This window comes from Pseudomonas sp. GZD-222, from assembly GCF_049310525.1.
Taxonomy (GTDB): Bacteria; Pseudomonadota; Gammaproteobacteria; order Pseudomonadales; family Pseudomonadaceae; genus Aquipseudomonas.
This window is the reverse complement of record NZ_JBMOWO010000106.1, coordinates 1-25,662: the sequence shown is the minus strand read 5'-3', so window position 1 is coordinate 25,662 and position 25,662 is coordinate 1. Positions and strand designations below refer to the sequence as shown.

Annotated in this window: 21 protein-coding genes; 2 read left to right on the top strand and 19 right to left on the bottom strand. The window is 64.1% G+C overall.

What is annotated here, in order from left to right; all coding sequences use genetic code 11:
• Positions 1-82: 82 nt before the first annotated feature.
• From ACO6VD_RS20085 to ACO6VD_RS20050, 8 genes are all read right to left on the bottom strand, one after another.
• A complete protein-coding gene (locus ACO6VD_RS20085; RefSeq protein WP_422421544.1) occupies positions 83-1,501 on the bottom strand; it encodes an aminotransferase in 1,419 nt (472 codons plus the stop codon).
• A gap of 47 nt (positions 1,502-1,548) precedes the next feature.
• The gene (locus tag ACO6VD_RS20080) at positions 1,549-2,652 is read right to left on the bottom strand and encodes a polyamine ABC transporter substrate-binding protein (RefSeq protein ID WP_422421542.1); all 1,104 of its coding nucleotides are present in this window, start codon (positions 2,650-2,652) and stop codon (positions 1,549-1,551) included.
• Between the two features lie 118 nt (positions 2,653-2,770).
• Entirely contained in the window at positions 2,771-3,712 is a 942-nt protein-coding gene (locus ACO6VD_RS20075) for an OB-fold domain-containing protein (protein WP_422421541.1), read from the bottom strand.
• A gap of 5 nt (positions 3,713-3,717) precedes the next feature.
• Entirely contained in the window at positions 3,718-4,929 is a 1,212-nt protein-coding gene (locus ACO6VD_RS20070; RefSeq protein WP_422421540.1) for a thiolase family protein, read from the bottom strand.
• Positions 4,930-5,059: 130 nt separating this feature from the next.
• On the bottom strand, positions 5,060-6,727 hold the full coding sequence (locus ACO6VD_RS20065; RefSeq protein WP_422421538.1) for a DUF1302 domain-containing protein: 1,668 nt from the start codon (positions 6,725-6,727) through the stop codon (positions 5,060-5,062).
• Positions 6,728-6,795: 68 nt separating this feature from the next.
• Positions 6,796-7,881, bottom strand: coding sequence for an MBL fold metallo-hydrolase (locus ACO6VD_RS20060; protein ID WP_422421537.1), 1,086 nt, complete (start codon positions 7,879-7,881; stop codon positions 6,796-6,798).
• On the bottom strand, positions 7,874-9,727 hold the full coding sequence (locus tag ACO6VD_RS20055) for a long-chain-acyl-CoA synthetase (protein WP_422421535.1): 1,854 nt from the start codon (positions 9,725-9,727) through the stop codon (positions 7,874-7,876). The genes ACO6VD_RS20060 and ACO6VD_RS20055 overlap by 8 nt, the downstream gene beginning before the upstream one ends.
• Positions 9,724-10,809, bottom strand: a complete 1,086-nt coding sequence (locus ACO6VD_RS20050; protein WP_422421533.1) for an alkene reductase — start codon at positions 10,807-10,809, stop codon at positions 9,724-9,726. Before ACO6VD_RS20050 ends, ACO6VD_RS20055 begins: the two co-directional genes overlap by 4 nt.
• A 242-nt stretch (positions 10,810-11,051) precedes the next feature.
• Here ACO6VD_RS20050 and ACO6VD_RS20045 point away from each other — a divergent pair, with 242 nt between their 5' ends.
• Positions 11,052-12,383 carry a spinster family MFS transporter gene (locus ACO6VD_RS20045; RefSeq protein ID WP_422421531.1) on the top strand — a complete coding sequence of 444 codons (1,332 nt, stop codon included), beginning with the start codon at positions 11,052-11,054 and terminating at the stop codon, positions 12,381-12,383.
• 161 nt (positions 12,384-12,544) lie between these two features.
• Here ACO6VD_RS20045 and ACO6VD_RS20040 read toward each other — a convergent pair whose 3' ends face one another.
• From ACO6VD_RS20040 to ACO6VD_RS19990, 11 genes are all read right to left on the bottom strand, one after another.
• Positions 12,545-13,243 (bottom strand): TraX family protein, encoded by a 699-nt coding sequence (locus ACO6VD_RS20040; protein WP_422421530.1) that lies wholly within the window; start codon positions 13,241-13,243, stop codon positions 12,545-12,547.
• Between the two features lie 120 nt (positions 13,244-13,363).
• Positions 13,364-14,746, bottom strand: a complete 1,383-nt coding sequence (locus ACO6VD_RS20035; RefSeq protein WP_422421528.1) for a DUF1329 domain-containing protein — start codon at positions 14,744-14,746, stop codon at positions 13,364-13,366.
• Between the two features lie 80 nt (positions 14,747-14,826).
• The gene (locus ACO6VD_RS20030) at positions 14,827-16,515 is read right to left on the bottom strand and encodes a class I adenylate-forming enzyme family protein (protein ID WP_422421527.1); all 1,689 of its coding nucleotides are present in this window, start codon (positions 16,513-16,515) and stop codon (positions 14,827-14,829) included.
• 12 nt (positions 16,516-16,527) lie between these two features.
• Positions 16,528-17,682 (bottom strand): acyl-CoA dehydrogenase family protein, encoded by a 1,155-nt coding sequence (locus ACO6VD_RS20025; protein WP_422421525.1) that lies wholly within the window; start codon positions 17,680-17,682, stop codon positions 16,528-16,530.
• On the bottom strand, positions 17,679-18,884 hold the full coding sequence (locus tag ACO6VD_RS20020) for an acyl-CoA dehydrogenase family protein (protein WP_422421523.1): 1,206 nt from the start codon (positions 18,882-18,884) through the stop codon (positions 17,679-17,681). Before ACO6VD_RS20020 ends, ACO6VD_RS20025 begins: the two co-directional genes overlap by 4 nt.
• Before the next feature lie 40 nt (positions 18,885-18,924).
• A complete protein-coding gene (locus ACO6VD_RS20015) occupies positions 18,925-20,094 on the bottom strand; it encodes an acyl-CoA dehydrogenase family protein (RefSeq protein ID WP_422421521.1) in 1,170 nt (389 codons plus the stop codon).
• 10 nt (positions 20,095-20,104) lie between these two features.
• Complete coding sequence (locus ACO6VD_RS20010) at positions 20,105-21,283, bottom strand: lipid-transfer protein (protein ID WP_422421519.1); 1,179 nt, start codon at positions 21,281-21,283, stop codon at positions 20,105-20,107.
• 17 nt (positions 21,284-21,300) lie between these two features.
• Complete coding sequence (locus ACO6VD_RS20005) at positions 21,301-21,720, bottom strand: MaoC family dehydratase (protein ID WP_422421517.1); 420 nt, start codon at positions 21,718-21,720, stop codon at positions 21,301-21,303.
• Positions 21,692-22,825, bottom strand: a complete 1,134-nt coding sequence (locus tag ACO6VD_RS20000; RefSeq protein ID WP_422421515.1) for an acyl-CoA dehydrogenase family protein — start codon at positions 22,823-22,825, stop codon at positions 21,692-21,694. The genes ACO6VD_RS20005 and ACO6VD_RS20000 overlap by 29 nt, the downstream gene beginning before the upstream one ends.
• Positions 22,810-23,802 (bottom strand): bifunctional MaoC family dehydratase N-terminal/OB-fold nucleic acid binding domain-containing protein, encoded by a 993-nt coding sequence (locus ACO6VD_RS19995; RefSeq protein ID WP_422421513.1) that lies wholly within the window; start codon positions 23,800-23,802, stop codon positions 22,810-22,812. Before ACO6VD_RS19995 ends, ACO6VD_RS20000 begins: the two co-directional genes overlap by 16 nt.
• Before the next feature lie 56 nt (positions 23,803-23,858).
• Positions 23,859-24,644, bottom strand: coding sequence for an SDR family oxidoreductase (locus ACO6VD_RS19990; RefSeq protein WP_422421512.1), 786 nt, complete (start codon positions 24,642-24,644; stop codon positions 23,859-23,861).
• A 135-nt stretch (positions 24,645-24,779) separates the two neighbouring features.
• Between ACO6VD_RS19990 and ACO6VD_RS19985 the strand changes: the two genes are divergently transcribed.
• Entirely contained in the window at positions 24,780-25,565 is a 786-nt protein-coding gene (locus tag ACO6VD_RS19985; RefSeq protein WP_422421510.1) for an enoyl-CoA hydratase, read from the top strand.
• Positions 25,566-25,662: the final 97 nt, after the last annotated feature.

Sequence of the window (25,662 nt, the reverse complement as noted above, 5' to 3'; positions counted from 1 at the left end):
GTTTTTTTCCCTTTCTGGGGTCCCCCCCCCCACCCCCCACCCCTCCCCCCCCCCCCCGCTCCCACCGCTGAGGCTGCTTCCCTCATGTGCCGCTGTACAGGCCTTCGCGACGCAGCTCGTTGGCTGTCTCGACAATGCACTGACGCAGCGTCTCGACAATCTCGTCGACCTGGGCATGCGTGATGATCAGCGGCGGCGACATCACGTTCAGGTGCATGATCGGCCGCACCAGCAAGCCCTTGTCCTGGGCGCGGCGGTGGATGCGTTCACCAATGTTCACCGCATCGGCAAACAACGCCTTGCTGCGTTTGTCGGCGACGAATTCGACGCAGGCCATCAGCTTCATGCAGCGTACGTCGCCCACCAGCGGCAGCTCGCGCAGGCTTTGCAGACGCTGCTCCAGGTAGCCACCGACATCCTTGACGTGCTCCAGCAGATGCTCCCGCTCGATGATCTCGATGTTCTTCAGCGCCGCCGTGCAGCACACCGGGTGACCGCTGTAGGTAAAACCGTGAGTAAAGCAGCGGCCCTTGCCTGGCTCAGCGATCACCTTCCAGATCCGCTCCGAGAAGATGCACGCACCCAGCGGCAGGTAGGCCGAGGTCAGGCCTTTGGCGGTGGTGATGATGTCCGGTTGCACGCCGAACAGTTCTTCGCTGGCAAAGAAGGTGCCGAGGCGACCGAAAGAGGTCACCACCTCATCGGCGACGAAGAGGATGTCGTAGGTCTGGCAGACCTGCCACATACGCAGGAAATAGTCCTTGGGCGGGATGATCACACCACCTGAGCCCATGATCGGCTCGGCAAAGAACGCGGCGACGTTGTCGGCGCCCAGGGAGAGGATCTTGTCTTCGAACTCGGCCACCAGAAAGTCGAGGAACTCGGCCTCGTCCATGTCATCCGGGGCCCGGTACGGGTTGGGATTGGACACGTGGTGGATGAGGTCGTTGGCATAGTCGAACTCGGGTACACGGTCGGCCGCCTTGTTACCGATCGACATGGTCAGGGTGGTCGAGCCGTGGTAGGCGTTGAAGCGCGCAATAACGTGCTTCTTGTGCGGTTTGCCGCGGCAGTTCTGGTAGTACTGGATCAGCCGGTAGGCGGTGTCCACTGCGGTCGAGCCACCGGTGGTGAGGAACACGTGGTCGAGATCGCCCGGGGCCAGCTTGGCGAGTTTTTCGCACAACTCGATGGCGACGGTGTTGGCCATGTCCGAGAACGGATTGGAATAGGCCAGCTTGCGCACCTGGTCGGCGATGGCCAGGGCCATTTCCTCGCGGCCCAGGCCAATATTGGTGCACCACATGCCACCCACGGCATCGAGAAAACGGTTGCCCTCGGTGTCACGGATGTACGCGCCCTCTCCCGCTACTATATTCAGCGCGCCCTGCTCGCGGTGTTCGTCGAACATGTGATAACCGTGCATGTAGTGGGCCTTGTCGGCTTCCACCAGCGGGTCGTGAGCAAAAGGCGTTGCGACAGCGTTGTTTGAAGTAGCCATGGTCTGTTCCTTGGCAAGGGGAATGGGGATGACTCAGAACTTGTGGATCAGAACCCGGTCTTGACCGTGCTCCAGACCCGGGTGATGGCGCGCATATCGCGGGCATCCTGGGTTTTCTGGGCAAACAGCCGTTCGCGGGTGGCGTCATCGGGATAGATCGCCGGATCGTTGCGGATGTCCGCCTGCACCAGGCTCGTGGCCGCGGCATTGCTGTTGGCGTAGCGGATGTAGTTGGTCACCTGGGCCATGGTCTGCGGCTGCAACAGAAACTCGACGAAACGATGGGCGTTGGCGCTGTGCGGAGCATCCTTGGGCAGGTACAGGTTGTCGAACCAGATCAACGAGCCTTCCTTGGGGATGAAGAACGACAACTTGATGTCTTTTTTCGCTTCTTCGGCGCGGGCCTGGGCGATGGCGTAGTCACCCGACCAGGTCAGCGCCATGCACACATCGCCATTAGGCAGGCTGGTGAGGTAGTTCACCGAGTCGAATTTCTTGATGTAGGGGCGGATGTCCAGCAGCAGCTTTTCGACGGCTTTGAGGTCGGCAGGCGCGGCGCTGCGCGGGTCTTTGCCCAGGTATTTGAGCGCCAGCGGGATCACCTCGGTGGGCGCGTCCATCAGGGTCACACCGCAATCGGCAAAGCGCGAGACGATCTTGGGGTCGAACAGCATGGCCAGCGAACCGATCGGCGCATCGGGCATGCGCGCTTTGATCTTGTCGACGTTGTAAGTCACGCCGTTACTGCCCCAGGTGTAGGGCGCCGAGTATTTCAGGCCCGGATCATAGTCTTGCAGGGCCTGCACCACTTGCGCATCGAGGTTGTGCCAGCTCGGCAGTTGCTGTTTGTCCAGGGCCTGGAACACCCCGGCCTTGATCAGCGGCGGCACCAGGGAGGCGTTGAGCATGACCAGGTCATAGCCGGAGCGGCCGGTGAGCAGTTTGGTCTGTACGGTTTCGTAGCCATCGAAGGTGTCGTAGATCACCTTGATACCCGTGGCTTTCTCGAAATCGGCCAGGGTGGTTTCGCCGATGTAGTCCGTCCAGTTGTACAACCTGAGGGTGTTGCTGGCGTCCTCCTGCGCGGCCAGGGTGGCCGTGGCAGTGGACGCCAACAACAGACTGCACATCACCTTCAGTGCCTTGCGCATAGCAACTCCGTCGTGTGACTGCTCAGGGTGAGCCGATGGACTTACTATCAGGTGATTCGGCGGCGCCGACCATAACCCTAAAGGGTGGGTGCCGGGCACGGCGCGCCGTGAGGCAATCTCAGGCCTGGTACAGGATCACCAGGTCATTGATCACCGAGGGCCGTTCCTGGCCCAGCACGTGGGTATGCAACTCCAGGGTCAGCTGGGTCCCACGCGGTTGCACCTGGACCGCCTTGACCCGCGCCCGCGCATGAATCCGTGCGCCGGCCGGGACCGGCGCCGGAAAGCGCAGGCGGTCGGAGCCGTAGTTGATCTGCGTGGAGAAACCGCTGATCTCGAAGCCCAGGTTCAGTTTCATCCGCGACTGCAGCACCTGTACCAGTGCACCGTGGGCGATGGTGCCGCCGAACGGGCTCTGCAAGCGGGCCTTCTGCGGGTCGGTATGAATCCAGTAGTCGTCGCCCGACAGCTGCGCGAAGGCGTCAATCAGCGCCTGATCGACCACGACGCTGTTGCTCCAGTCACAGAACTGCTCACTGACCAGTGCTTGCAGGGCTTCACCATCGTCGAAGGCAATTTGCCGTGCCGTCGATGGCGTCGCGTTGGGGGGGCTGTCCGCCACGGTCATCAGCTCCAGGGCCGCGGCTTCCTTGTCCACCCCGGTGAAACGCAGCAGGCGGTTACCCTTGCCATCAACTTCGGCAAACACCGGCTGCAGGCGCATGCCGATGTGGATTTCATCTTCGCCCAGGCCCACCAGGTTGGTGTTGATCCGCACCCCTTCATCCAGCTCCACCACCGCGAGTTTCTGCGGCATCTCGTCGGCAAAATCAGGCAAGGTGGCGATGCGCGTCACGGTGTAGCTGTACAGCGTCGCGCCGCCGTTCACGGCGCGCCAGCTCAGGTCGTGGGCCAGGCACGCCGGGCAATGCCGGCGCGGATAGAAAATCCACTGGCTACAGGCATTGCACTGCTGGATCAGCAGGTTGCGGGCCCTGAGTCCTTCCCAGAACGGGGCGGAAATCTCGGTGGCCAGCGGCATCGGTTTGTTGTTCGACATAGTCGTCAGGCTCCCTGGAGAATCAATGCGCCCTGCTCACTCATCACGCCACCGGTGCCGGAGACGTAGACGTTGTCGCAGCGCGAAAGCTGGCGTTCACCGGCTGTGCCGGCAATCTGCGTGACCGCTTCGATCACTTGCGAAATGCCCCCGGCCGAACCCGCCTGGCCGAAACTGAGCTGGCCACCGTGGGTGTTCATCGGGAAGTCGCCGCGCCAGGTCAGGTCGTGCTCTCGGACAAAGGCCATGCCCTCGCCCTTGGCGCAGAAGCCTGCGTCTTCCAGAGTCAACAAGGCGGTGATGGTGTAGCAGTCGTAGATCTGCGCCGCGTGCATGTCCCGCGGCGACAGCCCGGCCATGCCGAAAGCGCGCTGCGAAGCCGGGCCGATCGGGGTGTTGAGCATGTCCTTGGCGTAGGACGGCGACTTGAATGCCAGGTGCTCGCCGAAACCTGTGATGAACGCCGGACGCTTGCGCGTGCGCGCCGCCACTTCCCGCGAGGTAATGATCAGCGCCGCGCCGCCAGCGACCGGCATGACGATCTCCAGCACATGCAGCGGGTCGGCGACTTTCTTGCTGGCCAGTACTTGCTCGATGGTCAGCGGCTGGCCGAAGAACATCGCCTGGTCGTTGGCCTGGGCGTTGGTACGCTGGTCGACGGCGATCTTGGCCATCGCCCGCGGGTCGTAGCCGTACTGCGCGGCGTAGCGCTGGGCAATCATCGCGTAGCCGGTGTTCTGGCCCATGTGTCCGTACGGCAGGTCGAACTCCGCCTCCGGTGCGCCGTAGGCGGTACTGTGCCCGCCAAAGCGCATGGCCCGCGCCATCCAGCTCGGGTCTTCGTCCGGCCCCAGTGGCGCCATGCGTGCCGGCAGCACACAGAGCACCGCCTGACACAGGCCCAGCTCGATGGCTGCCGCCGCGCGCCAGACCATGCCCACCCCGGTGCAGCCCCCCAGGTCCACCACTTCGGCGAAGTTGAGCTGCAGACCGAGGTATTCGGCGGCCATCGCTGGTACGAACACCGAGGCTTCGTGAAACTGCGGGCCGTTGATCACCAGGCCGTCGATATCTTCGGCACGCAGCCCGGCATCACGCAGGGCCTGGGCGGCCAGGTCGGCGACCTGTTCGAGGTGAAACATGCGTGGTGCAGTGGCGTATTTTTCCGGTTTGTATTGTGCGCTGCCGACGATGGCGGCGTGTCCTTTGAGTCCCATGGATCCCCCTGCTTAGACGGTCACAACAGTTTGAATAGAAAGCCGGTGGGAGTGGGCTTGCCCCACGATTGCGGCGGTGTCAGTCACATCGCATCGCGGGACAAGCCCGCTCCCACCGGGATGAGTAACGTCAGAAGGTGTATTTCATCGAGAACGTGGCGTAGTCACGGTCGGCCAGCGGCCGTTTGACCGGGTCCGGCGAACCCAGGTAGCCGATCACCGTCAGCGCTACTTCCAGGTTGCTCAGGTATTTGAAGGTGGTGCCGACGCTGTAGCGTCGGTCGCCCTGCACCCCGGCGATACTGCCGGCCATGGGTGTCGAGCCACTGAACACGTTGGAGAAGCGCACCGGCACCTCCAGATCCCAGCCCTGGAAAACCCCCGGATAACTGAACGAGGCACCGACGGTGTAAGCGCTGGAGTCTTTGCTGCGCCAGGCGCTACTGCTTTTGTAGGTGTAGTCATCGGATTCTCCTACCAGTGCCCCGAGCGACGGCAGCAGGTTGACGCCTTGCAGGTTGGGGGCGGCCGAAGCCGAGTCGACGCTGTCGGCACGGACATGGATGATTTCAGCGGTCAGCGTGGTCTGGCTGGCCCAGGGCCGGTCGCCGAGGATGCGCATCGCCGACAGTTGCATCTGCTGGCCCTTGCCCTTGGCCGGCACCGGGCCGAGGCCGGTATTGACCATGATCGGCGCGCCATCGCGGTACGACCATTCGGCACCGATCTGGGTGTCGCCGAGCTTGGTCGAGAGGCTCAGGCCGGTGAGTTTGATGTCTTCGAAGTACTGGATGCGGTAACCGTTGGTGGCAAAGGCGAACTGACCGTTACCGAGGGGAACCGGGTTATAGCCGACCAGGGCGGTGGCCGGGTTCTTGTCGTGGTAGTTGACGTGAAACAACGCCAGCTCGATGGCCGGCACCGGGCGGTAGCGCACTTGCACGCCCCACTGCCCGTCATCACGCGGCTCGTCGGTACCCCGATAGGGCACGGTGCCGGTGGCGGTGCGGATAAACTCGCGGCCCGGACCAACCACGTCGCTACCGGACAGGTAGCTGCCCACCGGCGGCAGTTCGGTGCCCTTCCACTCGTACTGCACGTAGGCGCCGAAGGTGATCTGCGGGTTGATCCGGTACGAAGCGGAGAACTGCCCTACCGGCAGCAGTATCTCCTTGACCTCGACCCCGGGCTGGGCGGCCTTGACCGCATCGGACGGATTCTGTACGCCGTTGACCCCCGGGTAGTACAGGCTTTCCCCCCAGGACTCGATATGCCGCCCGGCCTTGGCATCGAGCATGGTGTCGTTGTCGAAACGCCAGCCGCCGAACACATAGGCGTCGAGCAACCGCGTGCGGCCACCGCTGTAGTAACGGGTGCGGCTGGTGAACTCGTCGTTGCGCCCGTCCTTGTTCACCGTTTGCGGCGAGTCGTTGTCGTTGTCCTTGTGGTAGACGTCATCGTAGAAGGTACTGGCGCGGACCACGGCACCATAGTTGTCCTGGCGCAGAATCATCTCCCCCAGCGCGCCAATGCGGTTGGTGGTCAACGCGCCCTGGTTGAAGTTGCGGTTGGCATCGTCGGCGTTGACGGTCATCAAGCGGTCGCTGGGTTTACCCAGACGCACACCCAGGCCATAGCTGGTGGTCACCGACCAGTCGAGGGTCGCCCCGCTGTCGAACTCGATGGTTTCCCCCGACCACGCAGGTGTTGCCGCCAATGCCACGGCCACCGCCAGGCCCGCGGCCTGGACACCGTGTGCACCAAGGCCAGTACAGTTATTGTTGTTCTTGTAATTCACACTGACTCTCCTGAAGGGCAACCGCAAGGCCGCCTGGACTGTTCAACATGGTTGCGACGCCGGCTTGCTCAGAACACCCGCTGCGGGTCGGGCGCCAGCGCCCCCGCCGGGGCCTGCCGATAACGCAGCAGCCCCCCGTGTTCCTCGCGCAGCAGAGCGCCTTCGGCCATGAGGTAATTGGCATGCGCCAAGGTTTCGCCCAATGCCATCAGCTCGTCGAAACGCCCTAACAACCTGGGAAACAACACCGCCATCAGTTCGAGCGCGCTACGCGGCTCGTTACAGCTGTCGAGCATTCGCGCCAGGTGCCCTTGGTGATGGGCCTGCAGTTGGTCGAGGCGCTGGTGCAGGTTGAAAAACGGTCGTTCGTGAGCAGGCAGCACCAGCACGTCATCCGGCAGTGCCCGCAGGCGCTCGATGGAGTCCAGCCAGTCACGCAACGGATCGGCCTCGGGCTCGGTGGCCTGGACCCCGACTGTAGAAGTGATGCGTGGCAGCACCTGGTCGCCGGAAATCAACAGGCCGTCTTCGGCGGCGTACAGGCAGGCGTGTTCGGGCGAATGACCGCTGCCGATGTGCACACGCCAGCAACGGCCACCGATGTGCAGCTGGCTGTCCTGACGCAGGCGGCGAAAGCCGGTGCAGGGCAACGGGTGAAAGTGCTTGTTCTGGATGGCGGCGAAATACTCGCCGGCCTGTTCGTCGCTGAACCCGGCCTTGCGGTAGAAGTCGACAAACGCCCAGGCTGGCGGCTGATCGTCCGGCACCTGCACATGCAGGCTGTGAAACTCGCCAATCGTCATGTACAACGGGCAGTGAAAACGCTCGGTAAGCCAGGCGGCAACGCCGGCATGGTCACTGTGAAAGTGCGTGCAGATCACCGCCAGCACCGGCTGCCCGTGGCACACCTCGGCCAGCACGCGCTTCCACACCTCGAAGGTCTGCGCGGTGTTCATGCCGGTATCGACCACCACCCAGCCCTGCTCGTGTTGCAGCAGGTACAGGTTGATGTGGTCGAGGCGAAACGGCAGCGGCATGCGCAGCCAGAACACTCCAGGGGCCACCTCGCACACCTCGCCGCTGGCCGGAGGCTGCGGCCAGGGGTAGCGCAGGCCATCGCGCACTTCAGCGCCGTCAAGCTTCAGATCAGTCATGCTGAGTACCTGCAAAGGGTTGCAAGCCGGCGCGTTGCAGCGCCGCCGCCGAGTACGGCTGATAGGTGCGCGCCTGGTCGTCGCGAATGAACAGCGGGTCCTGGCACGCCTGCGGGCAGTAGCCCTGGCGCTGCAGATCGACTTTGCGCAGCTTGAAGGTGCTGGTCAGGTCGGCGGCGGCACTGACCCGCACGAACACCGGCGCCGCATAGCGCGGCAGGCAGCGGTCAGTGAGGGCATAAAAGGCCTCGGGATCGAAGCCCTGCCCGCTTTGCATCAACACCGCGGCCATACCGGCGCGGCCTTCATGCCCCGGCACCTGTACGCCATAGATGTTGATCAGCTCAAGCCCCGGCAGATCACCGAGGGCGTCGGCCACTTCCTGGGTCGAGACGTTTTCGCTCTTCCAGCGGAAGGTGTCGCCGATGCGGTCGACAAAGTAGCAGTAGCCATCGGCGTCCTGGCGCAGCAGGTCACCGGAGCTCCAGTAGGCATCGCCTTCACGCAGTACGTTGCGGCGGATCTTGCTCTCGCTGGCCTGCGCCGAGGTATAGCCCTCGAAGCGCCCGCCACCGATGTCCGGGTGATCGATGATAAAACCCATGGCCTCGCCCACTTCACCGACTTCACAGAGTTGATAGAAGCCGTGGTCGTCGCGTGGGTGGCAGTCGTTCTCGATGTCATAGCGCACCAGGCGCAGGTTGGTGCGGCTCCAGTCGGGTACCCGGCCACAGGAGCCCGGGTAGTTGTCGACATTGATCAGGTTGGCATTCGACTCGGTGGAGCCCCAGCCCTCGAAAATCTGCACCGGCCCGAAGCGCTCGACCCAGCGCTGCCACGACTCGGGGGTCAAGCCGGCACCGAGCATGCAGCGCAGGCTGTGGGTGCGCTCGCCGTCCTGCACCGGCTGGTTGAGCAGGTAGCGGCAGATTTCACCGATGTACTGGAACACGCTGATGTGGTGCTCGCGTACATCCTTCCAGAACTCGCGCACGCTGAACTTGCGCCGCACCACGATACTGGCACCGGCACGCAGCGCCGTGGAGGTTACCGAAGTGGCTGCGGCGCCGTGGTACAGCGGCAGGCAGCAATAGAACACGTCTTCGCAGCTGGCCGGCAGGGTCACCTGCATCACATCGCCGGAGGACATCCAGCGCATATGACTGTAGCGCGCGGCTTTGGGCAGCCCGGTAGTGCCGGAAGTGAAAATCAGCAAAGTGGTTGCCTGGGCCTCGATGTCCGCGCGCATTTCCCGAGGGAAGGTGCTGGCCGGAGCACTGTGCAGGCGCGTGGCGAAGTGAGCGTCAACGCCCCTGGGCAGTGCGCCGCTCCAGGGCTTCTCGGGATCGGGCAGCAACCAGTAGGACAGCGATGGCAGGTCATCAGTGGCCTGCAGGTTGGCCAGGCATTCCTCACCGACAACGACAGACTTGGCCGCCGTGGTTTGCAGGGCATGCAGCAATGCCTTGCCGGTGACCTGGGTGTTGATGAAGGCGACCACGACACCGAGCTTGACCAGGCCGAACCAGGTGCAGAAAAAGTCCGGGCGGTTTTCCATCAGCAGCCCACATACATCACCGGCGCGCAGGCCCTTGGCATAAAAGGTGTGGGCCATCTGGTTGGCCCGGGCATCCACCTGGGCGTAGCTCAGCGATTGCCCGGAATAGATCAGAAACGGTCGTTGACCATGCTCACGGACCTGATCTTCCAGGCGGTCAGCCAGGGTATAGAGGTCGCGCGGTTTGATCTGCGCACTGGCGGCGGCGCGGCGGTCGAGTAGCGCCTGGGTCTGCTCACGGGGTACCGGCGTGGTGATCGCCAGGTTCATGCGTTGCACCGAAGTCATGGCGTCACCTCCAGGGTGTCGGCCTGGTAGGCGGGATAGTCGGAATAACCCCGTGCACCCGGGGTGTAGAGGGTATGACGGTCGAAGGCGGCCAGCGGCAAACCACGTTGCAGGCGCTCGACCAGATCCGGATTGGCGATGAAATGCCGACCGAACGACACCGCATCGCCCTCACCCGCTGCCAGCGCCGCCTGCGCCGACAGGCCGTCGAAGCCGTCATTGAGGATCAGTCTGCTGTCGCTGTGCTCGCGCGCCAGGGCAAACGCGTCAAGGCCGCTGACGGGCGAGCGCATGATGTGCAGGTACGCCAGGCCCAGCGGCGCGACCGCCGCGCACAGGGCCTGGGCGGTGGCGGCCGGATCGGCGTCCTCGATATCGTTATAGGTGTTGCCCGGGCACTGCCGGTATCCGACCCGGCCTGCGCCGATGGCTGCGGCCATGGCTTCGAGCACGTCCTTGGCGAAGCGCACCCGGTTGTCTGCGCTGCCGCCATAGGCGTCCGCACGCTGGTTGCTGCCCGAGGCCATGAACTGCATCGGCAGGTAACCGCTGGTGCAATGCAATTCAACGCCATCGAAGCCGGCTTCGCGGGCATTGATCGCCGCCTGGCGGTACTCGCCGATCACCCTGTTGATACCCTCCAGGGTCAGGGCCTGGGGTTCATCGGTGTCGACCATGCCTGCGGCATCGGTGAACAAGCGGGTCTGTGCGCGCAGTGCCGAAGGTGCCACGCTTACCGCGCCTTGCGGCTTGTTGTGATGGCTGGCGGCGCGGCCGACATGCATCAGCTGCAGCACGATGCGCCCACCGCGCTGGTGCACCGCAGCCGTCACCCGCCGCCAGGCCGCGATTTGTGCGGCGCTGTAGATCGCTGGCGTGCGGCAATAGCCCAAGCCGTTGGCTGACGGCGCGGTACCTTCGGCAACGATCAGCCCGGCGCTGGCGCGCTGGCGGTAGTAATCGACCATCTCGGCAGCGGGCACGGCGTCGCTACCGGCACGGCTGCGGGTCATCGGTGCCATGACAATGCGGTTGGCCAGTTGCAGGTCGCCCAGACGCAGCGGCTCGAACAAGATGCTCATGTCAGCTCCTTCACTTCTTGGAAATTTCCGGCCGTGGCAGAATCGCGCTGCACGGCGGCAGGGATTCGCGTAACGCCGAAGATGGGTCGAATGATTGACCTGGAGCTGACGCGAAACATCGTCCGTCGAGACTAGATTTTGCGACTGCCTGCAGGTCGTCAGAACTGGTCTGAACGGACGATGAAATAGCCTGCACAACCCCCGACGATCAGCCGACTAGAACAAGACCGGGAGCACCCGCTGTGAACACCTCGACCCCTGTTACATGGCGCACGCACTACGCGTTGTTCGTGCTTGCCGCGATCTATGTCTTCAACTACATCGACCGCCAGTTGATGGCGATCCTGATCGAGCCGGTGAAGCTCGAGTTCGGCATTTCCGACACCGGCATCGGCCTGCTGTCCGGGGTGACCTTCGCGGTCTTCTACACCTTGTTCGGCTTCCCTCTGGGGCGCCTGTCCGACCGTATCGGACGCAAGCCGGTGATTGCCCTGAGCTGCATCGCCTGGAGCCTGATGACCATGTTCTGCGGCCTGGCCGGCAGCTTCCTGATGTTGGTACTGGCGCGCATTGGAGTCGCGGTGGGCGAAGCTGGCGGCACGGCGCCGTCGGTGGCCATGGTCTCCGACCTGTACCCCGCACGGCGCCGCTCTACAGCCCTGGCTGTACTGATGCTTGGCTCAAGCCTGGGCGCGGTGGTTGGCCTGGGCCTGGGTGGCTGGATCGCCCAGCACCATGGCTGGCGCCTGGCCTTTTTGCTGATTGGCGCGCCGGGCATCTTCCTCGGCCTGTTGTTGCTGTTCACCGTACGCTCACCGAAAATCGCGCCACTGCCTGCCCACCTGGTGGCAGCGCAACAGGACGGCTGGCTGAAGACCTTGCAGGACCTGCTGCAAACCCCTTCCTTCCTGTGGCTGGTACTGACAGGCGGCGCGGCAGCGATTGCCGGTTACGCCATCGGCACCTGGAGCCCGAGTTTTCTGATTCGCTCCCATGGCTTGAACATGCAACAGGCCGGCTTTCTGGTCGGCGTAGTCGGCGGTAGCGGCGCCGCCCTGGGCACCCTGGCCTGCGGCATGGTCACCGACCGCCTGGCCCGTCGCGATGCCGGCTGGCAGATCGGCGTGCCGTTGCTGGGCACGCTGATCAGCATCCCGTTTGCCCTCGCCTACTTCCTCTGGCCGCAAGGCACCGCCTTCCAGGTCGGCGGCATCGACGTACCGACAGCGTTCATGTTCTACAGCGTGTTCGCCTTCTTTGGCGTGTGGTGGGCGACGCCCTGCCTGGGCGCCATCACCCACCTCTTCCCCGCCACCCGTCTGGCCCAGGCCACCGCGATCTTCGTCATGTCGATGACCTTGCTCGGGGTCGGCGTCGGCCCGTTGCTGATCGGTGTGCTGAGTGACTTCTTCCTGCCGACGTTGGGGGCGGAATCGTTGCGCTATGCATTGGCAGCATCGGTATCGATGCTGGTGTTGGCGGCGATCTTTCTGGTGCTGGCGTTGCCGGCTTATCGGCAACAGCTCAAACAGCCAACAACTGCTAAAGCGCTAGCAGCTACAGCCCCTGCATGAGCTAACGCACACCAAAGTGTAGGAGCGGATTTATCCGCGATGGGGCGCGTAGCGGCCCCAAAAATGGGCCTGCTGCGCAGTCCATCGCGGCGGTCCGGCGCTCCGGTAAATCCGCTCCTACAGATGTGATAGCCAGTGTCAGCTGGCACAGAGGTCAATGTCTACCGGGCCAGTAGCTTGATCACCAACAGGTGCAACGGGTAAAACCAATACCCCCAGCGCCCCACCCGCCAGACCTCAACCCGATGCTCCCCGCGCAAAACAGCGATCCCCAACGGTGCCGACAACAACGCCGCCGCCAGCGCCATCAAGGTAACCGGCTCCGCCGAGTTCACCTGCAGCCAGACATTGGTCAGATTCGCCGCCAGCGCAACAAACCCCGGCACAAGCCAGGTTCCCCTGCCCCCACGCAATGCCAGCAAAAACGCCGCCGGCAACATCACCCCCGGCCATCCATACATCAGCACATCGCTGGCCAGCAACGCCACCAGCAGCACGCCAATGGCCACCCAGCGCTGCTGATGATGAACACCCCACGCCAACAGCAACCCCAAGCTCAGGGTCGGCATGATGCTGAACGTCCGGGTGCCAACATCCAGCGCGTGATAGGGCCACTCTGACAACACACAGAACGCCAGCATCCAGCCCAGGTACCGACCATTGGCAGCGGTAAATGCCTGCCCCACCACCGCGCGCGCGACGTTGGCGGCAATCGCCAGACAGAACAGCGGAAAGGCAAAACGGCCGATGACAAACAGCCATTCAGCCGCCGGCCAGAGAAAGCGCAAGTGATCGATGACCATACTGGCCATCGCCAGCCACTTGACCAGGTCCAGGCCTGCCGAACGCGGGGAGCTCATGGGCATCCTTGAATGAATGCAGAAACCAGCTCACAGCCTAAACGAAAAGGCCCACAATCACCCGGCCCGATACGGCCGAGGGATATGTGAGCCTTTGTTGCTGTTGCAGCAGGTTGCTTGTTAGCGGCCGATCGCCCGCGCCGCATCCGAGGTGTACATGTCCGGGGTGAACTTCGCCTCGTTGAGGATCGGCCCCTTCTTCGCCTCGTTGGTCATGCCGTAGCCGGTGTACTGCCCGGAGTTCAGGTCCATGAAGAACTGCGACCCGGCCTGCCAGCCACTCATGTCCGGGTGGTAGTAGTAGTTGATCATCGCGTGCTTCCACAGCTGCCCACGGGCATCGTAGTTGTCGGCCATCACCGCGTTCCAGGTGTCTTCATCGATGAACAGCACGCGCTTGCCATACACATGGCGATAGCCCTCTTTCAGGTCAGCTTCCACCACCCACACCCGCCGCAGTTCATAACGCATGTACTCGGGATTGGGATGGTTGGGCGTCAGCAGTTCGGCGTATTTGACGTTGGCGGCATTGGCCTTGAAGGCGTTGGCCGGGCTGTAGATTTCGCGCTTGCCGATCAGCTTCCAGGTGTAGCGCTCCGGCCCGCCGTTGAACAGGCGGTCTTCGTCGACAATCATGGTGCCGTTGGTGCCGATCATCGGTTGATCGTAACCATAGCCGGGCAACTGGCGCACGCGGCGGGTGGAGGGGCTGTAATTCCAGGCCTGGCGGGCATCGGTGGCGAAGTTGTAGGGTTCGTGGGAGATGCTGATCACGCCGTTGTCACGGGCAGGCTTGAGTGTGGTGTTGTAGCTCATGGCCTGGATCTTGTCTTCGGTCTTGGGCTCGACCGTCGGCGAGTTAGCCTGGGACAGATTGCGTGCGTGGGCACGGCCCCAACCGATACTGCCATTGGGCAGCACCGAGGCCAGGTCGCTGATTTTCTCTTCGGTGTAGGCTCGCGCCGGCAACTGGTGGTTCCACAGCACTTCCATGCCATTTTGCGGAATCGGGAACGGCACTTGCCCCAGACCCTGGATGCCCAGCCCGTCGTTGACCAGCTTGGCATTGAGGGCGTTGCTCTTGGCGCGGTCACAGACGTAGTCGGGGTAACGAAAATCGCGATGGCCGGGGTAGATGTTCATCTTGTAGCTGCTGGGGTACTTCTTGAGCAGGGCTTTCTGCCCGTCGGTCAGGTGCGCATCATACTGGGCCATGTTCTGTGCGGTGATCACCAGGATCGGCTGTTCCGCAGCGTAAGGGTCCACCGGCTGGTCACCGGAGAATCGCACATGGTTCCAGCCTGGCACCTCACCAAGGTACTTGCCGGTGTAGGCCGGGATGGTCCCTGCGGCGTTGCCGGCTTTTTCGGCGCCGACACAAGTCAGCTCCTTGCCCAGTTTGTCCGCTTCCTGGGGCGACACCTGGGCCGCTGCACTGCCGATCAGACCGGTATTGACCACCATCGTGGCCGCGAGCACGACACCTGTTGTTGTTATTTTCATGTATTGCCTCCTTCGCTGATAAGGCTTTCGGGTTACGCCCATTCTTCGCGTTCTGGCGGGCTATTCATCGTCCGGAAAGACTAAAAATCCTGGATCGCGACAGATTTCTGCAGCGCGCTCTTGATCACTTTGCCGGTGGCGTTGCGTGGCAACGGTTCGCCGTGCAGGTACACCTGCGTCGGCACCTTGTAGGCCGCCAGACGCTCGCCGATATAGGCCCGGATCGCCGCAGCATCAACCCGCCCGACCGCGCGAATGGCCAGGGCTACGGCCTCGCCCAGGTGTGGATCGGGTACGGCAAAAGCGGCGGCCTCCTCCACCCCCGGCATCTCACCGACACAGGCTTCGATTTCGGCCGCGGAGATCTTTTCTCCGCCACGGTTGATCAGGTCCTTGACCCGGCCGCTGATGCACAAAAAGCCGTCTTCATCGAGGTAGCCGGTGTCACCGGTATCGAGCCAGCCATCGCGCAAGGTCGCAGCGCTCTCCTCGGGCAGGTTCCAGTAGCCGCTCATCAGGGTCGGCGAGCGCAGCCAGATCAGCCCGCTAGCGCCGTTCGGCAATGGCTGCTGCGGATCATCGCCAATGCGCACATCGACGATCGGCAAGGGCCAGCCGCAACTGGACGGTTTGTAGACAAACTGGTCGCCGCCGATGGCCGCACCGATGCCGTTGCTTTCGGTCAGGCCGTAGCCGGCGCCACCAATGGCGTCGGGCTTGCGTTCGATCATGCTGGCCAGCAAGGTGCTGGACGATGCGCTACCGCCCAGGCCCAAGCCAAACAAGCTGGCGGTCTGCGGCCCGCCAAACTGCGGCGAGGCCAACAGCTGCTGCATCATCACCGGCGCGCCATTGAACTGGGTGCAGCTCTCGTCCTGAATCAGGTTCAGGGCCTGCTCCACGTCCCATTTGTACATCAGCACCAGGCGCCTGCCGCCGCGCAGGGCCAGCAGAAACTGCGCGTGCAGGCCACTGACATGAAACAGCGGCACGGCCATCAAGGTGGTCGGAGCGAAACCGCTATTGATCACCGCACCGATGCGCTCAGGCGAACTCATGGCGCAGAACGCACCCTGGAACTCCAGCGCAGTCAGTGCCTGGCAGATCGCCCGGTGGCTGGACAGCACGCCTTTGGCCCGGCTGGTGGTGCCCGAGGTGTACAGGATCAGCGCCGGGGCATCCGCGTCCAGCTCCACCGCAGGCAGCGCTGAAGGCGCCGCGGCCAGCAGCGCCTCGTAGCGATGACAATGCGTGGCCAGGGGTTGCTCAGGCTCGCTACCGACGACGATGGTCGTCAGGCTGAGACCAGCCAGGTCCTCGGCCAGCACCTGCAAGCGCGCATCGTCGCACAGCAGCAAACCGGCGCCGCTGTCCTGCAGACCGTGCAGCAGCTCGTCGCGCAGGCCCCAGCTGTTCAGCGGCACACACACGGCGCCGCAGCGCTGGATCGCAGCAAAGGCCACCAACCAGGCCGGCTGGTTGCGCATGGCAATCGCCACCCGCTCACCGGGTTGCAGGTTGAAAGCGGTGCTCAGTTGCCCGGCCAGGCGGTCTACCTGGTCGAAGTACTGGGCGAAGGTCAAACGCTGGTCCTGCCAGACCAGAAACTCACGGTCACCGTGCACCCGTCCGGCGTCGATGGCCTGTAGAAGGTTTGCCGCAGTATGGCGAAAATAGCGTGGGCTGCCGTCAGCCGGGGTGACTACTTCAAAGGGTGAGCCCGGCGCGATCAACTGTGCCCAGGCACTGTGCCAACGTTGTTCGGTCATATCGTTCTCCGTTCAGGCGCAGGCCTTGCTCAGGGCCGCATAGCGCTCGCAATGAAAATCGCGGTCGCCCAGCGAGGCTTGAGCCACCCGCACCCGCTTCAGATACAGGCCCACGTCCAGTTCGTCGGTGACACCAATGCCGCCGTGCATCTGCACCGCTTCATTACTGACCTTGAGTGCGGTATCGCCGGCTTTCCACTTGGCCAGGCTGACCAGCTTGCCGCGCGCGCTGGCGTCCAGGCTGCTGTCGTCGAGTGCCGCCAGCGCCGCCATGACTGCGCTGCGGCTCAGCGCCAGGTCGACATAGAGCTGCGCGGCACGGTGCTGCAGGGCCTGGAAGCTGCCGATCGGGGTGTCAAACTGGACGCGGGTCTTGAGGTACTCCAGGGTGGTTTCGAACAACTGCTCGGCAGCGCCCATTAGTTCTGCCGCCAGGCAAGCGCGGCCCCGGTCCAGGGCCATATCGAGACTGGCCCAGCCTGCGCCGGCCTGACCGACTAACGCTTCGCGGCCGACGCGCACCTGCTCCAGGCGCAAGCGTGCGCAGTTGCGTGCATCGATCAACGGCAAGGCGCTGCACTGCAGCCCCGGCGTATCGGCCGGGAGCAGGAACAGGCTGATGCCCTGCTCGTCCCCGGCCAATCCTGCGACCCGCGCCGCTACCAGGTAGGCATCGGCACCGAGGCCATCGAGCACCCAATACTTGTCACCCTGCAGGCAATAACCGTCCGCCTCGGGGCGCGCCTCCAGCGCCGTACCTTGCGGCGCGTGGCGGGCCTGCTCGTCGAGGGCCAGGGCCAGGCGCAGGTCACCGGCAATCAGCGGCGCCAGCCAGCGATCCTGCTGTGCGGGCGTGCCCGCCAGGTGCAGCAGCGAACCGCCAAGCACCACGCTGGACAGCAACGGCGTGGCCGCCAGGTTGCGGCCGATGGATTCGAAGATCGGCCCCAGGCCCATGCAGCCGAAATCCAGCCCACCCAGTTGCTCAGGAAACGGAATCGCGCTCCAGCCCAGTGCCACCGCATCACGCCACAACTGTGCGTCGAAACCCGTGCGGCTGCCTTCGTCACGCAGCCGGCGCTGGGCACTGACCGGGCTACGGGCGGCAAGAAAGTCCCGTGCACTGTCAGCCAGCAGGCGCTGCTCGTCGCTGTAAACCAGGTTCATGGCGTTACTCCTTTCTTCGCGTCGGGCAGGCCAAGCACGCGCTTGGCAATCACATTGAGCTGGACCTCCGAGGCACCACCGGAAATGGTCAGGGCATAGCTGTTGAGCCAGCCGCGGGTAATGGCCAGTTGCGGGTCGTTGCCGGCCTCGTTGTGCCAGCCCATGGCGTGGCCGCCCATAAGGTCGAGCAGCACTTCGAACTTGTCGCGTTCCTGTTCGGTGTGCACCAGCTTCATGATCGCCATCAAGCCGCTGATGTCGTCGCCGATCTGAGCCGCCTGGCCCATGCGCTGTACGGTGAGGTCGTAGGCACGTTCGTTCATCGCGCAGGCCACGGCGCGGCCGTGCAGCACCTGCTCGCCCTGGCCATGTGGCTGCGGCAGGTACTGCTGCAACAAGCCCAGCAGGTCGACATGCGATGGCAGGCTGATTTCGCCGAACTTGGACATCGCCTTGCGTTCGTGCTGCAACAGGCGCTTGGCCAGGTTCCAGCCACCGTGCAGTGGCCCCACCAACTGGCTTTTCGGCACTTTCACAGCGTCGAAGAACACCTGACAGAACGCCGACTTGCCGCTGATCAGGTCGATGGGCACCGGGTTTACCCCGGGGCTGCGCATGTCCAGCACGATCAGGCTGATACCTTCGTGCTTGGCTGCGGCCGGATCGGTGCGCACCAGCGCATACATCCAGTCGGACTTGTCACCATAGGAGGTCCAGATTTTGCTGCCATCGACGATGAAGTGATCACCGCCATCGCGGGCGCTCATCTTCAGGCTGGCCAGGTCGGAACCGGCGTTAGGCTCGGAAAAGCCCTGGCACCAGCGCACCTCGCCACGGGCCATCGGCGGCAACAGGCTGCGCTTCTGCTCCTCGCTGCCGAACTCCAGCAGCAGCGGGCCGAGCATCCACACGCCGAGGTTGATTTGCGGCGGGCGGCACTTGAGCCGGCGCATTTCGCCTTCCAGCACGGCCAGTTGCTCGGCGCTCAGCCCGGCGCCGCCGTATTCCTGCGGCCACTCGGGGCAGAACCAGCGTTTGTCGCGCATGCGTTCGAACCACAGCTGGGCGTCGCTGCTGGGAAACTGCGGCTGTTGCGCGCCCCAGACCACATCGCCCTCGCCCATGGCGGTACGCATCGATGGCGGGCAATTGGCCTCAAGCCAAGCCCGGGTGTCGTGCCTGAATTGCTCGATGGAGCTCATAGATTTGACCCTTGTTATTGTTCGATTGCGGGTAGCAGTGCTAACGCTGCGGACGCGGCATGCCCAGACCGAACTGGGCAATCAGTTCGCGCTGGATCTCATTGGTGCCGCCGCCGAAGGTCACCGTCACCGAGGCGCGTACTTCGTATTCCAGATCGCCATGCAGCAAGGCCGCTGCCGAACCGCTGCGCAGCGCACCGTTGGCACCGACGATGGCGGCCAGGCGACGGAGGATCTCGATGGCCGATTCCGAGCCATAGACCTTGGTGGTCGAGGCCAGGGCGACGTCCATGCGATCGTGCTCAAGGTCAGCGGCAATACGGAAGTTGATCAGGCGCATGGCTTCCAGGCGCGCATAGCACTCGGCCAGGGAGGTACGTACCCAGGTCTTGTCCATCGCCCGCCGGCCCTGTTCGTCGCGGCTGCGGGCCCACAGATAGACGCGTCGGAACAGCCCGGCAATCTTGTCCGACCAGGAGCCCAGGCCCAGGCGTTCGTGGTTGAGCTGCGCGGTGATCAGCTTCCAGCCGCCGTGCAGTTCCCCCACCAGCATGTCGCGTGGCACGTGAACGTTGTCGTAGTAGGTGGCCGAGGTCGGATTGCTGGTGGTCGGGATCAAGGTGGTGGAGAACCCTGGCAGCTGGGTGTCGAGGATCAGGATCGACACGCCCTTGTGCCGCGCCTGGGTCGGGTCGGTGCGCGCCGCCAGCCAGATGTAGTCGGCCGACTCGGCACCGGAAGTGAACAGCTTGTTGCCATTGACCACGAAGTGATCCGCTTCTGGCCGCGCCGTGGTCTTGAGCACCGCCAGGTCGCTGCCGGCACCGGGCTCGGAGTAGCCGATGGCGAACATGATTTCACCGGCGGCGATACCGGGCAGAAAGCGCTCCTTCTGTGCCGCGCTACCATGGGCGATCAGCGCCGGGCCGACGGTACTGATGGTCACGAACGGCAATGGCGCCCCGGCAATGTTGGCCTCTTCGAAAAAGATCAACTGCTCGGTGGCGGCATAGCCCTGGCCACCATGCACCTTCGGCCAGCCCACTGCCAGCCAGCCGTCGCGGCCCATCTGGCGCACGGTCTGGCGAAACAGTTCGCCGCCTTCCTGGCCGCGCAGCTGCTCGCGCAGTTGCGGGGTCATCAGTGCCTGGAAGTAGTCGCGCACCTGCTGGCGCAACTTGTGTTGCTCGGGAGTGAGATCGACGAACATGAGCGGCTCCTTAGGCTGCGCCGAGAATCAGGCCGCTGGTGGGCACGCCGGTACCGGCGGTTACCAGCACGTTGTGCACATCGGCCACCTGGTTGACCGCCGTGCCACGCACCTGGCGCACCGCTTCGGCGACGCCGTTCATGCCGTGGATATAGGCTTCACCCAACTGCCCGCCGTGGGTGTTGATTGGCAGTTTGCCGCCACGGGCATGCTCGCCGGCACGGATGAAATCCTTGGCCTCGCCACGTCGGGCGAAGCCGAATTCCTCCAGTTGCGGCAGCACGAAGGGTGTGAAGTGGTCGTAGATCACCGCCGTCTGCAGGTCTTCGGGGCCAAGCCGGGATTGGCGATACAGCTCACGGGCGACCACGCCCATCTCCGGCAGGCCGGTGATGTCGTCGCGGTAGAACGAGGTCATGATCTGCTGGCCATCGGTGATGCCCTGGGAGCCGGCCTTGATGATCACCGGTTTCTGCGCCAGGTCGCGGGCACGTTCGGCCGAGGTGATAACCATGGCCACCGCGCCGTCGGACTCCTGGCAGCAGTCGAGCAAGTGCAGCGGCTCGCAGATCCAGCGCGACGCCTGGTGCTCTTCGAGGGTGATCGGCTTTTCGTAGAAAAACGCTGCCGGATTGGTCGCGGCAAAGTCGCGCACCGCTACCGCCACCCGGCCGAAATCCTCGGAGGTGGCGCCGTAGGTGTGCATGTAGCGCTGGGCGAACATGCCGACCCAGGCCGCTGGCGTGTGAAAGCCGTGGGGCATGTACCAGCCGTAATTGACGTTCTCGAAGATCGGCGTCGAAGCAAAGCCATAGCTGCCGGTGCCGAAGCGGTACCAGGAGCGCTCGTTCATGGCCCGGTAGACCACCACTACCTTGGCCACACCGGTGGCCACCGCCATTGCCGCGTGCATCACCGGCCCGCAGGCCGCACCGCCACCATGCGGCACCTGGGAGAAGAACTTGACGTCCTTGCAGCCGAGCAACCGGGCGATCTCGTACTCTGGCACCTTGTCCACCGAGTAAGAGCTAAAGCCCTCGACCTCGGACGGATCGATACCGGCATCCTTGAGCGCGCTCAAGGTCGCCTCGAGGGCCAGGCGCAGTTCGGTGCGCCCGGAGTTCTTGGAAAATTCGGTGGCGCCCAGGCCGACAATGGCGGCGCGCCCGCTTATCGATGAATCGGTCATCTTTATGTCTCCGCCTGTCAGGGCAGGATCAGCGCGACCGTGCCGGTCACGTGATTACCCATGGAATTCTTGCCGCTCAAGGTCACTTCCACCGTGCGGGTGGCCGGGTCCTGCCGGGTTACGCTGCCACTGAAGGTCATGCTGTCACCGGGGTAGTTCGGCGTCCCCAGCTTGATCTTCAGCGACACGAACTGCGCCAGCGGTCCGGCCCAGCCCTCGATAAAACGCTGGACCAGGCCGTTGGTGGTGAGGATGTTCATGAAGATGTGCGGCGAACCCAGGGCCTTGGCTGCCTCCAGGTCGTGGTGACCGGGAAAGTAGTCGCGGGTGGCAATCGCGCCCCCGGCAATCAGGCCCACGGTGATCGGGATCACCAGCTCCGGCAGCGCGTCGCCGGGGTGCACGTCGTCAAAGCGCATGGTGTTCTTCGAGGTCATATTTCCATCCCAGCGTGTCGTTATCGCCCAGCCAGTCGCCAAGGCGTTCCAGGCTTGCTGCCGATCCCCCCAGGGCAAGGCCCAGGGCGCGGCTCCAGTAGAGAAAGCGGTGAATCGGATACGTCAGGTCGACGCCGATACCGCCGTGCACGTGTTGCGCGTTGTGGCCGATGCGGTGTCCGGCCTCGCAGGCCAGGTAGGCCGTGGCCAGCGCTTCGGCACTTGCTCCGAGACCGGCATCGAGCCGGTAGCACAGTTGCCAGAGGCTGCTGCGCAGGGTCTCAAGGTGGATATGGGCGTCGGCCATGCTCATCTGCACGGCTTGAAAGGTGCCGACCGGCCGCCCGAACTGCTCGCGTTCGCTGACGTAGGCCACGGTGCGGCGGATCTGCTCGGCGCTGATGCCCAGTTGCAGGGCAGCCAGTGCCGCCTGGGCGCGAGGCTCCAACCAGTCCAGCGCAGGCCCGGGCAACAGTTGCTCGGCGCTGATACGCAGGCCTTCGACCTCGACCTCGGTGACCGGCTCGCCGTGGCTGAGTACACCGGGCACACGGCGGATCTGTGCTGCGTTCAAGTCCAGCAGCGCCAACCGTGGTTGCCCCTCGGCTTCGACTAGCAGCAGCGCTGCCTGGGCCTGCTGGCCGAAGGCGAGCGCGGTTACCCGGCCATTGAGCAGCCAGCCACCCTCGCAAGGCTGAGCGTGCAGTTCGATACCGCAGGCGCTGGCACGGGCGTCGACTGACAGGGTCAACATCACCTCGGCCGAGGCCGCCCGTTCCGCCCAGCTCGCGGCATTGCCCAAGGCAAAATGCGCCAGGGTCGCGGCCGCCAGTTGATGCCGCCACAGCGGCACCTGAGCCAGGCTGCGGCCCTGGGCCTGGAGCACCAGCATCAGCTCGGTCATGCCCAGGTCGCTGCCACCGGCCTGCTCGGGAATCGCCAGGGCATGCAACCCGGTCTCCACGCACAGGCCCCAGAGGTCGTTCATCATTGTTTCGCCGCTGCTGTCCCATTTGCGCAGGGCATCGTCGTCGCAATGATCGGCAAACAGGCTGTCGGCCATCTCGGCGATGGCGCGCTGGTCTTCACTCAGTTCGAAGTCCATGTCGCCTCCTCGCCCTTGGCCAGGCGGAACAGCGGCAGGGTCAGTTGTTCATCGAAGGTCTGGAATTCCACGTGCAGACGCTGGCCAATCTGCAGCTGGCCAGGTTCGACCCCGACCAACCCGGCGATCAGACGTACGCCCTCCTCCAGTTCGATCAGGCCGATGGGGTTGGGATGCTCGAACGGCGCCACCACCGGGTAATGCATGACCACAAAGGAATACAGGCTGCCGCGGCCACTGGCCTGGACGCTGTCCCAGTCAAAGCTGTGGCACTTGATGCACACCGGTGCCGGTGGGTGGCGCAAAGTCGAACAGGCGGTGCAGCGCTGGATCAGCAACTGACCCTGAGCGCAGCCGTCCCAGAAAAACCGGGTGTCGTCGCTGATCCCCGGTAACGGCCGCTTGGCCACCACCGGCGCCTCGCTGGCCGGCGCTACTGGCGCCTGCGCCGCCGGACGGAACTTGAACACCCGGAACAACAGTTCACCCACCGGCTCGTCGCCACCCGCTTTCTCGACAAAGTGGCTCATCACCAGGGTGACGAAGAAACCGGTACCCAGCCCGGTGGTTTTCTCCTCGCCGACCGACTCCAGGCGTGTGGTGTAGTAGAGCTTTTCGCCCAGGCGCAACGGCCGGGTAAAGCTCAGCTCGGAGTTCACCGCCACCACCGCGTTATAGCCGTACTGCTCGAACAGCTTGAGCACCTCGTAGGGGTTTTCGTCGGTGGAACCGGGCGGATAGTTGTTGGCGTGGAAACCCTCCAGGGTCCACACCTGCAGCATCGCCGGCGGTGCGATCAGCCCCTCGTGAACGCTTTCGAGGGCGGCGGCGGGATCGGTGTAGAGCGGGTTGTCGACGCCCATGATCTCGCACCACTGGCGGATCATTGGCGCGTTCACCGCATCCCAGGCATACACCCGCCCGTATTGGCGCCCCACCAGGGCGCTCACATTGGACAGCAATTGTGGATCTGCCACAGTCGTCTCCTGCTAAGTGAGGGCAGCGACCAGCATGCCGGCGCTGCCGGGGTCGATCAGGTCGGCAGCACCTGGGCCGCGTCGAGAAAAGCCGGACGTTCACCGCCGCCGTGCAGCAGCAGGTTGCAACCACTGGCATAGGCGGCCAGTGGCGAGGCCATGTACAGGCAGGCATTGGCGATGTCTTCGGCCACGGCCATGCGCCCGGCCGGAATGCCCGCGCTGACCGCGGCAATACCGGCGTCGCTGCCGTAGTGCAGGTGCGCCTGTTCGGTCAGCACCAGACCGGGACTGACCGCCACCACCCGCACCTTCGGCGCCCACTCCACCGCCAGTGACTGCACCAACGCCAACACCCCGGCCTTGGCCGCACCGTAGGCGGCAGTGCCTGGCGAGGAACGCAGGGCACTGATGCTACCGATGAACAGGATGCAACCGCCTGCGGCCTGGGCCTGCATCAGCCGGTTGGCCTGTTGGGCGACATTGAAGGGAGCGATCAGATTGAGGCGGATGATGCTCTCGTGGAAGCGCGGCGAGGCTTCGGCAGCCGGTGCCCGAGGGCTGCCACCGGCGTTGTTGACCAGCACATCGAGGCGGCCATAGTCACGGCCGATGCTGTCGAACATTGCCTGCAACGAATCGTTGTCGCGCAGGTCCACCGGGATGAACGCCGCGCTGTTATTGCCCTGTGCCGGCAGCTCCAGTGGTGCGTGCCGGGCACACACGATCACCTGGGCACCGGCAGCGAGAAACGCGCTGGCGATCCCCGCACCGATGCCCTTGGTGCCGCCCGTGACGAGCACCACTTTGCCGCTGAAATCCAACCCCGCGTGCTGTCCCATGTCGTGTTCCTTGTTCTTATGACAAGGCTCACTCTAGGGACAAGGCTGGTGGCGTTCGTCGTCTGAACGGACGATGAATTGCACCCGCCGGCTCATGACACTGGGGCGCATCGGTTTACGCGCACGAGGATGCCCATGGACGTTTCAACCGCACCACCTGTATTGCTCGAACACCCGTTGCCCGGCGTCGCCTTGCTGCGTCTGAACCGTCCCCAGGCCACCAACGCCCTGAGCCTGGAACTGCAGGCGCTGCTGTCGACGCACTTCACCGCGTTGGCGCACGACCCCGAGGTGCGTTGCATCCTGCTCACCGGTGGCGACAAGGTGTTTGCCGCCGGTGGCGACATCAACAGCATGGCCGGTGTCGGCCCCATCGACATCTACAAGCGCCATACCGAACGACTCTGGGCACCGATCCAGCACTGCCCCAAGCCGGTGATTGCCGCCGTGTGCGGCTATGCCTATGGCGGTGGCTGCGAGCTGGCGATGCTTGCCGACCTGATTGTCGCCGGTCGTGGTGCGCGCTTTTGTCAGCCGGAAATCCGCATCGGCATCATGCCCGGCATCGGCGGTACCCAGCGCCTGGTGCGGGCGGTGGGTAAGGTCAAAGCCATGCGCATGGCCCTCACCGGGCAACCGATCAGTGCCGAAGAAGCCTGGGTGGCCGGGCTGGTCAGCGACCTGGTGGACGACGATCAGGTGCAGCGCAAAGCCCTGGAGCTGGCCGAAGTAATCGCCGCCATGCCAGCGCTGGCTGCCGAACAGATCAAGGAAGTGATTCTCGCCGGCATGGATGCGCCGCTGGAAGCGGGCCTGGCCCTGGAGCGCAAGGCCAATGCCCTGCTGTTCGCCTCGCGCGATCAGAAGGAAGGTATGCAGGCCTTTATCGACAAACGCCCGCCGCAGTTTGAAGGGTATTGACCCGCCTGCCTGTAGGAGCGGGGGGGGGGGGGGGGGGGGGGGGGGAAGGAAGAAAAAAGGAGAGGAGGCGAGATGTGTCCCCGAGGGAGGAAGCACT

What these genes read in the sequence shown, in the direction of transcription:
- ACO6VD_RS20085 (WP_422421544.1), bottom strand. Translation starts at nt 1,501, where the DNA reads ATGGCTACTTCAAACAACGCTGTCGCAACGCCTTTTGCTCACGACCCG.
- ACO6VD_RS20080 (WP_422421542.1), bottom strand. Translation starts at nt 2,652, where the DNA reads ATGCGCAAGGCACTGAAGGTGATGTGCAGTCTGTTGTTGGCGTCCACT.
- ACO6VD_RS20075 (WP_422421541.1), bottom strand. Translation starts at nt 3,712, where the DNA reads ATGTCGAACAACAAACCGATGCCGCTGGCCACCGAGATTTCCGCCCCG.
- ACO6VD_RS20070 (WP_422421540.1), bottom strand. Translation starts at nt 4,929, where the DNA reads ATGGGACTCAAAGGACACGCCGCCATCGTCGGCAGCGCACAATACAAA.
- ACO6VD_RS20060 (WP_422421537.1), bottom strand. Translation starts at nt 7,881, where the DNA reads ATGACTGATCTGAAGCTTGACGGCGCTGAAGTGCGCGATGGCCTGCGC.
- ACO6VD_RS20055 (WP_422421535.1), bottom strand. Translation starts at nt 9,727, where the DNA reads ATGACTTCGGTGCAACGCATGAACCTGGCGATCACCACGCCGGTACCC.
- ACO6VD_RS20050 (WP_422421533.1), bottom strand. Translation starts at nt 10,809, where the DNA reads ATGAGCATCTTGTTCGAGCCGCTGCGTCTGGGCGACCTGCAACTGGCC.
- ACO6VD_RS20040 (WP_422421530.1), bottom strand. Translation starts at nt 13,243, where the DNA reads ATGAGCTCCCCGCGTTCGGCAGGCCTGGACCTGGTCAAGTGGCTGGCG.
- ACO6VD_RS20035 (WP_422421528.1), bottom strand. Translation starts at nt 14,746, where the DNA reads ATGAAAATAACAACAACAGGTGTCGTGCTCGCGGCCACGATGGTGGTC.
- ACO6VD_RS20030 (WP_422421527.1), bottom strand. Translation starts at nt 16,515, where the DNA reads ATGACCGAACAACGTTGGCACAGTGCCTGGGCACAGTTGATCGCGCCG.
- ACO6VD_RS20025 (WP_422421525.1), bottom strand. Translation starts at nt 17,682, where the DNA reads ATGAACCTGGTTTACAGCGACGAGCAGCGCCTGCTGGCTGACAGTGCA.
- ACO6VD_RS20020 (WP_422421523.1), bottom strand. Translation starts at nt 18,884, where the DNA reads ATGAGCTCCATCGAGCAATTCAGGCACGACACCCGGGCTTGGCTTGAG.
- ACO6VD_RS20015 (WP_422421521.1), bottom strand. Translation starts at nt 20,094, where the DNA reads ATGTTCGTCGATCTCACTCCCGAGCAACACAAGTTGCGCCAGCAGGTG.
- ACO6VD_RS20010 (WP_422421519.1), bottom strand. Translation starts at nt 21,283, where the DNA reads ATGACCGATTCATCGATAAGCGGGCGCGCCGCCATTGTCGGCCTGGGC.
- ACO6VD_RS20005 (WP_422421517.1), bottom strand. Translation starts at nt 21,720, where the DNA reads ATGACCTCGAAGAACACCATGCGCTTTGACGACGTGCACCCCGGCGAC.
- ACO6VD_RS20000 (WP_422421515.1), bottom strand. Translation starts at nt 22,825, where the DNA reads ATGGACTTCGAACTGAGTGAAGACCAGCGCGCCATCGCCGAGATGGCC.
- ACO6VD_RS19990 (WP_422421512.1), bottom strand. Translation starts at nt 24,644, where the DNA reads ATGGGACAGCACGCGGGGTTGGATTTCAGCGGCAAAGTGGTGCTCGTC.
- ACO6VD_RS19985 (WP_422421510.1), top strand. Translation starts at nt 24,780, where the DNA reads ATGGACGTTTCAACCGCACCACCTGTATTGCTCGAACACCCGTTGCCC.